The 7,300-nt window shown below is 45.7% G+C and carries 5 protein-coding genes and 1 pseudogene; all 6 read right to left on the bottom strand.

The genetic code is table 11. From position 1 onward, the window contains the following. Nucleotides 1–6: 6 nt before the first annotated feature. Nucleotides 7–1,435: pseudogene (locus F6J99_RS38660) on the bottom strand (IS4 family transposase). 866 nt (nucleotides 1,436–2,301) lie between these two features. After that, entirely contained in the window at nucleotides 2,302–2,601 is a 300-nt protein-coding gene (locus tag F6J99_RS38655; RefSeq protein WP_293121298.1) for a hypothetical protein, read from the bottom strand. Nucleotides 2,602–2,840: 239 nt separating this feature from the next. Further along, nucleotides 2,841–4,256 (bottom strand): hypothetical protein, encoded by a 1,416-nt coding sequence (locus F6J99_RS38650; RefSeq protein WP_293121296.1) that lies wholly within the window; start codon nucleotides 4,254–4,256, stop codon nucleotides 2,841–2,843. Nucleotides 4,257–4,570: 314 nt separating this feature from the next. Further along, a complete protein-coding gene (locus F6J99_RS38645) occupies nucleotides 4,571–5,479 on the bottom strand; it encodes a tetratricopeptide repeat protein (RefSeq protein ID WP_293121294.1) in 909 nt (302 codons plus the stop codon). Beyond that, entirely contained in the window at nucleotides 5,479–6,342 is an 864-nt protein-coding gene (locus F6J99_RS38640) for an SAM-dependent methyltransferase (protein ID WP_293121292.1), read from the bottom strand. Before F6J99_RS38640 ends, F6J99_RS38645 begins: the two co-directional genes overlap by 1 nt. A gap of 495 nt (nucleotides 6,343–6,837) precedes the next feature. Continuing rightward, a partial coding sequence (locus tag F6J99_RS38635) for an AAA-like domain-containing protein (RefSeq protein WP_293121290.1) occupies nucleotides 6,838–7,300 on the bottom strand: 463 nt, incomplete at its 5' end.

Here is a 7,300-nt window from a genome sequence, read left to right as displayed (position 1 = left end):
AAAAAGCTATGCATTAGTCACATCTTTCTTAACATAATGGGACTTGACACCAGAAGTGGTTTTGGGGGAAAGTAGAAGCCAAGTCTGTGCGATATCATGCAGTCGTCGCAGACCCGGCCATTGGGTTTTCACCCCTGGTTCACCATCTCTATTGCGCGCCAAAAAACCACCCAACTGGGCTATCCAACGCACACAAGTCCTCAAATTAGGGGCGACCTCAGGTGGGGAGGGTGTTTGATGAATAGTGCAGTAAAGCGCTTGCCACTCATGGGTTTCGAGTACCGTATCCCCAGGAGTATCAGGGTGGTAACGAGCCAAGTAAGTCATCCACAACAAGCGCCAAGCCACAATGGTGTAAGTGGCTAAAGCTCGGTGGATGCGGTCGGCAGTTTCCAGTTGCAGTTGTTCGAGGCGACAACCGCTCTTGAGGACATAATGATAGCGTTCAATCAACCAACGATAAGAGTACCAACGCAAACATTGCACCACATCCTCAAAGCAAGTAACATCATTGGTAGTCAAGAGTAACCAACGAACTGGTTCCACACCGGGTGGTGGGTTTTCTTCTTCTGCTTTTATGACTTGTAGGCGGATTGGTTGGAGGCGCTCCCGTTGGGGATGAGTAGCTGGTGGTTGTAACTCAATGGTTGTAGTACGTAGGGTCAAGGTAGCTTGACGGGCAAGGCGTTCTGGATTTCGTCTGAGTTCTAAGCTCAGCTGACCACAAGGCATTACTTGTCCAATGGCTTGCTCAAGACGTTGGAGTTGTTGGTCAAAAGAGGTAGGGAAAGACTGTACGGTTGTGCATCGCACGAATCAGAAACTCCGAGGAAGGGCGGCGCGGCAGCATGAACAACTCATAGATGTCGGCAACGCGCGCAGCCACTGTGACAACGGTAATTTGATCTCGAATCAGACTCTGGGTAGCATCCAAGGCAGTTAACCAACGCTGGCTCTCTTTTTCAGAGATGGGTTTTTTGTGTCGTTGATGCTTCTTTCCCAACTCTGCGATATCCCTAGCCCATACTTGTTGATGTAATACACCTAGAGGTATGCCATTGCCAGTACTACAAAATACCGAGTGAATTTTTAAGCCTCTTGTCTTGGAATTGTCCAAGTAACCCATACCTCTGATGGCTGGATGATGGGTGAAATTAAGTTCTGTCGTGTCCTGAATGGCAATGACTATCGATTCAAGTTTAACTCGTTCTAGTGTGCTGTGTTGGTGAGCTGATGCGATCGCTTCCGGTTTAATGTAAGGTGATGCGCCAAAACTTATAGGCTGCCTGGGTCGCTGCTAAGTTTCCCGAAGCTTGCGGCACACTGGCATTCGGTTGGGCTGCCAAATCGCGCTCCTATCCGCATCAACCGTTTTTTGCGACGTACATCCCCTAATTGCTGCATATTGCAGCTCTTCTACTGCCCAAGCTTTCATTTAAGTCCCTCCGAGTTCAGAATTGTTCGTGGCTCTGTCAGTTTACTCACGAACATTGGATCATCCCTGAGTTCGTCAGCAAGTAATAGCGTACGCCAAGCTACCCCAAATGCATAATTCTTCTGTATTACATTATGAAGTACCCCATAGAGGTTGAATGGAAGAACAAAAACATAACACTTTATGATGGATTAAGTAATATGAAGTAATTCCACCTTGCCTCACGTCCCATCAGCTCTCTGGATTGTTAAGAAAGATGTGACTAATGCATAGCTTAAAAAAGGGGGGAGCCATACTCAAAGTCCCCCTTTTTTAAGGGGGATAATGGGGGATCTCCGAGGCAAGAAAAAACGCCCTAGCCCCCCAAGCGAGGGATTGCAGCTAAAGGTAGTGAAGTCGATTCATCTGAACACAGCTGTAAAGTCAAACACCCCACCTAACCGAACGGTTAGGTGGGGTGCATCTCCTAAAAGCTGTTTGACCCGGTGGGTGGAATGGGCACCTTTACAAAAGCAATGCAGCTTCTTCGGTGTTGCTGATTATGGGTATGGTTTCGCCCCCCTAGCCCCCCAATTCTGGGGGGAACAAAACGGGTGCATCTCAATGCATGCTATTTGACGCGGTGGTGCGTTACGGGACTGACTGTCCCAAAACTTGCTATGGCTTGCGTCTTGGCGAGCCCGTCCCTAACACACCCTACGCCTAGCCCCCCAGCGAGCAATCCCTCGCTGGGGGGAACAAAACTCTCAAAGTCCCCCGCCCCCCTAACCCCCCAACTTTGGGGGGAAGAACGCGGATGCTTCGCTTTTTGACAGATGGGGACCAACGGGGGCTTTAATAAAACCAGATGTCCGCGCATTCATTCCTTAATTCAGCAACGCCGCTTCTTCTGGTTCGTCTGATGGAGAAGGCTCTGGATCTGGCATCGGAAAAGGGTCTGGATCTGGCAAGGGATCGGGACCGGGATCGCCCATAGTAAGGGCAAGGGGAACTTGTTTGTCTGCAAATAACCCTGCAATTTTAGCAGGTTCTTTGCTGATCATCGCCGTCTGCTCTGCTTCAGATAAACCCACCTTGTCCATTACGGAACTGGGGTTATTGATGAAAACACTTTGTTTCTTGGGGTCAAGGGCCAAATCGGTTAATAAATCAAATAGTTTACTCATCAGATATCCTCCTAATTTTTAATAGACTTCTTGCAGAAGTCGGGAACAGGGAACAGCGATGCAGCGCGGTCTTGGGGAGCCAGTGCGGTCTTGGGGGTCTCCCCCATGAGCAACTGGCGTGGTTTCCCCCATGAGCGACTGCATCAAGACGGGAACAGGGAACAGTGGACAATAATTGACGCAAATACTATCAGAAAACTACTTTTGCAAGAGGTCTAATCTAGTCACGAATCAAGAATCTAAGCTAATGGTAGTGGTTTTATCCACGGCAACAATTTCTTAAATGTTTCTACCCGTTCTTTTTCTGAAAATGTTGGAGTTTGAATAAACCTTTCCAGTGCGTATTGATTATAGATTATGAAGGCAAGCTCTCGATAAGGCAATGCTTCACCAGTCATCTTATGATAGATTCCATCATCAGATTTCAGAATATTACTTAAATCAGCAAGGAAGGAAAGAGCACTGGCAGATAATTCGACCAATGCGAAGTTTTTCCACAGCCATAATTGTGCCTCTGGTGTAATAGCTTGAATATCAGGATTGTTGAGGACATCCTCAACAAGCTTCTTTAATTTATGTTCTGACGTACCTTCTGACGAAGCCAGCTTCTCCAACAGCTTCTCCAACTTCTCCTTGGTTTCAGGCTCAGCCTTTATCATGTATCTCAATACTGCTTTACATATCTCAGGAAGGTTGGCATCTATTTTGTGAATAAGTATACGGCATTCTTTTATAAAATCATCATCAAGGTCGTCTTTTTCATTATCTTTTTCCTTCTTTTGTGTACCTTCAATTATCTTGAGAATGAGTTGACCAATCAAATCCCCTGGCTTCAGGATCAAGACTTGTTGGGCACAAGCGATCGCTCCACTATAGTATCTCTCTTTCTTTTCTGAGTTATCTTCACTCTTCGTTAAATAAAAAAACAGAAATGCATGTTCATAAAGACTTACCCTCCTGCTTACTAAACTTGAAACAGGATAATAAGAGTGTTGTAAAGTCTCCATGTCTGGAGATATTTGTGTTTCTACTCCCAAATCCCACAATGACTCCTCGTATTCTTGAGCTAATCTGTGAACTGTCGATCGCATACCCCAAGCCCAGGCATATGTGGGCATAAGTTCAATCGCTCTGTTAAGACAAGCCAATGCATTGTTTTGACTGTCTTCATCTATTATTCTTTCTATCAGAGATTCCACATCGCCTTTTTCTAATTCTTCTTCTACTTCTGGTGAAACCTTAAAAATATTCAGGCGGTAGGTTGCTCCCAAGTGAGCTAATGCCCAGGCATAGTTGCTGTTTTTTGGTCTTTTATGAGCAAGGGCTTTTTCAAAATGTTTTATAGCTAACTTAATAGATTCCTTTTTCTGCTTTTTATCATTTTCTGTCATTGCTCGTAGACGGTAGGTTTCACCTAGCTGTGCATGAGCCCAGAAATAGTTATCATTCTTTTCGACGGCTTTTTTCAAGTACTCTTCGGCCTGACCATAATCCATCAACTGGTAGTAAGTTGTTCCTAGGTGGGCATTGAGCCAAGCATTGTCTGTCTTACCCTTAGGTTGAAGTTCTTCAAATTTCTCTATCGCCTGTTCATAGGCTCCTGACAAGCGAAGAGTTTCTGCTTTTTGAGCAAGAGCCCAAGTCTTATTATCCATCTGTATCAAATTCCTCCTTGACTGTGATTAGAAACTTAATTGATTGAGCTTTGTTGTCTGAAACGCTTTATAGCGGTTTTCAATTGGGTGAGGTACATGTTTTTAGGGAGCAGGGAGCAGGGAGCAGGGAGCAGTGAACTTAGAACCTCTAAGAGGTATGACGTGTGAAGCTAAAAAAACTGTGTACCTCATTAAACTAAAAAATGCTATATAGCAATCCCTGTAGGAATTGTGAGCATTGTTGATGCCATATTCCCGTCTTGATGCAGTCGCTCATGGGGGAAACCCCCAAGACCGCGCTGCATCCCTACTCCCTACTCCCTACTCCCTACTCCCTTTCCTATAGCGAGTAATGCCTGAGTTCTCGGGTGATCTCGCCACTCCATCCAAGCTGGGTCGTGACCGACTAACTCAATGGCTTCATCATTAATAGGAATAGCGTCTTGTAGATATTCCCATGCTTGTTCGCAGTTACCTACCAAGATGGCTAAGCCGCTCAGTCGGTACAGAATATCTCCTCGATCCCCTGTCTGCCATTGAGAGCGCAATACTGACCGCGTACGCTCAATCTCACTTTTGGCCTGGGTCAATCCCTGCCAGCGAGCCTTAGCCACTGCAATACAGTATAAAGCTGTAGTGTCATCTGGAACTTCCTCTAACCTCTGCTGGCAACAAGCGATCGCTTCAGCATATTGGCCGTCGTAGCAAAGGATTAACCCTCTCTCAATCCGCCAATTTTTCCCAAATATCGTTTTGTCAACGGCAATCGCTCGGTCAAAATCAGCCAGGGATTGCTTGTAGCACTTGATCAGTGCATAGACGCGGCAGCGATAGGCAATTGCCCAAAGGTAATCCGGCTTCAGCTCAATGGCTCGATCCAAGTCAGCCACTGCCATTGTGTAATATGCTTCCCCCATAAAGCGGTAGGTTACGCCCCGGTGAGCGAGGGCCCAAAGGTAGTTAGGGTTGAGATCAATAGCGCGGCTAAAATCTGTTCGGGCTTCCTGATAACGTTTGATCTGATAGTAGGTTTGCCCACGGTGAGCGAGAGCCCAAGGGTTGTTAAAATTTAGCTCAAGGGCATGGGTGAACTTGGCGAGGGCAGCTTCAAAATCTCCCATCAGCCGATCAGCCTCACCTTGCTGAGCTAGAGCCTTAGCTTTCTCAGGGTTCTGTGCGATCGCTAAGTTGAGGTCAGACGCAGTTTGTTGATAAGCTGTCATCAGATCTGTTTCTCCCCTGTAGCTTCTTTAACAAAAGACATACCTAAGCGCGCCATCATGTCTTTGTCCACAGGTGCTAGAGCGTGAGGCGGAATATAAAGGGTTGAAACCTCAGTAACACTGCTCTGTGGTAGCTTGGACAGAGGAATACGCTGGATAACTGGTTTGCAAACTGGATAATAAACAGCTGCTTCGTAAACAATCACTTCATGGTCACCTCCATAATGTGTCTTTAAGACCTCGGTCAATATGGTTAGAGGACGAAACTGTTCCTCCGGTTTGTAAAAACCGAGATTGCCAACCATGGCAATCTGCCACAAAATCAAGGGGCTAGTGGGGTCAAATTTACGCCGTCGAATCAAAAAGTCCGTTGCTTCAAAACTTTGACACCCGTTTCGACCAGGATCGAGACCAAGGTCAGCAAATAAGCAATCTTCCGCAGAAATCCCAGGTAGCATCTGTGCTCTGAAGCCTTCACTATGTGCCTGTTTAATAGCTGCCTGCACTGGATTGGCAAAAACCCCAGGATGACCGTAAAAAACAGCACAGACATTCAGCCCCTTACGAACTTCTGTCAATATCCTTTCGGTCATTTCTTGATAAGTGTCTCTGCGCCGTTGATTGTTCCGGTTATATGGCAAAGCTTCTGCTGTGGCATTCAATTCTTTGAGCCATTTAGCGGTTACTGGGTCAGCCAAAGCATATAAAACCTTGTCCGCTTGTTCTATCCAGGCTTTCGCCCCCAAAGTCAGATGACTTACCAATTGAATCCCCGTACCAACAATTGTTAAGGAGCCAGTTTCCAAATTCAATTTACTCTTCAGCTTAGAATCGGAGTTTTTCATCATCAGAGTAACAGACACAATATAGCGGTTTTAAATGGGTGCATCTCATATTTGTAAAAAAGTTGCGTAGGGTGTGTTAGGGGGGGCTCATTTTCCGCCTCGTAGCCAGGGTTTAGACAGCCCGCCCCGTAACGCACCACCTTGTCAAATAACAAAAATGAGATGCACCCGTTTTAAATTAGGTGAGGTACATGTTTTTAGGGAGCAGGGAGCAGGGAGTAGGGAGCAGGGAAGAGGTAAGAGGGAAAACAATCCTGTCTACCTGATAGTTATCCAAACCGCCGTATTTTATGTAAGCATATGTTGTATATTAGTTTAATTCTTGACCTATTAAACTAATAAAACTCATCTCATAACTCATATAAAATCTCATTAAAAAACTAATAAACAAAACATTGAATCGTGAAAGGAGCATTAAAAACTGATCTAGGGTTTCTCGAATAACTGAGATACATCCAATTTTATTCCCTGTTCCCTGTTCCCTGTTCCCTGTTCCCTAAATCAATGATTAGACTACAATAAAGATGCTGTGTACATAAACTGTTGTTCTCCCTTTTTAATAAAAAACCGCCGATACAATTCACAAGCTGCGATCGCTTGAGCACCTGAAAGTTTAATCAACCCCATACTGCTTAACTTGTGAGTTAGGATTGGGTCTAAGGGCACAGGTTCAGTGGCCTTGAGAACCGTATCAAGAGCTTGTGCTAATTCCGGCTGTTTTGCCAATGTTGCCCAATGACGCTGCAAGTGATTAGCATAAATTCCGGTGGCAGTGGGAGCACTTTCTAGCAGTTGGGACAGAGTTATCTCCTTGCGACTAAGATGATAGAGCGTTAAGTTTACCAGTGCCGGATGTCCCCCCAGCATTACCATTAATTGTCTAGCTTCTTCGGGACCTATCCAGTCGAGTCCGTAGCGTTGAGCTAACTGCTGCACCTCCTCCTGGCGGAAGTTGTTTAACTGAACCGGCAGCTTT

The sequence above is a fragment of the Moorena sp. SIO4G3 genome, from assembly GCF_010692305.1.
GTDB classification, from domain to species: Bacteria; Cyanobacteriota; Cyanobacteriia; order Cyanobacteriales; family Coleofasciculaceae; genus Moorena; species Moorena producens_A.
Note: the sequence above shows the minus strand (reverse complement) of the source record. Positions and strands in the feature narration are given on the sequence as shown.

Bases quoted from the DNA above. Each gene is read 5' to 3' on its own strand.
- F6J99_RS38655 (WP_293121298.1), bottom strand. From the start codon at position 2,601: ATGAGTAAACTATTTGATTTATTAACCGATTTGGCCCTTGACCCCAAG.
- F6J99_RS38650 (WP_293121296.1), bottom strand. From the start codon at position 4,256: ATGGATAATAAGACTTGGGCTCTTGCTCAAAAAGCAGAAACTCTTCGC.
- F6J99_RS38645 (WP_293121294.1), bottom strand. From the start codon at position 5,479: ATGACAGCTTATCAACAAACTGCGTCTGACCTCAACTTAGCGATCGCA.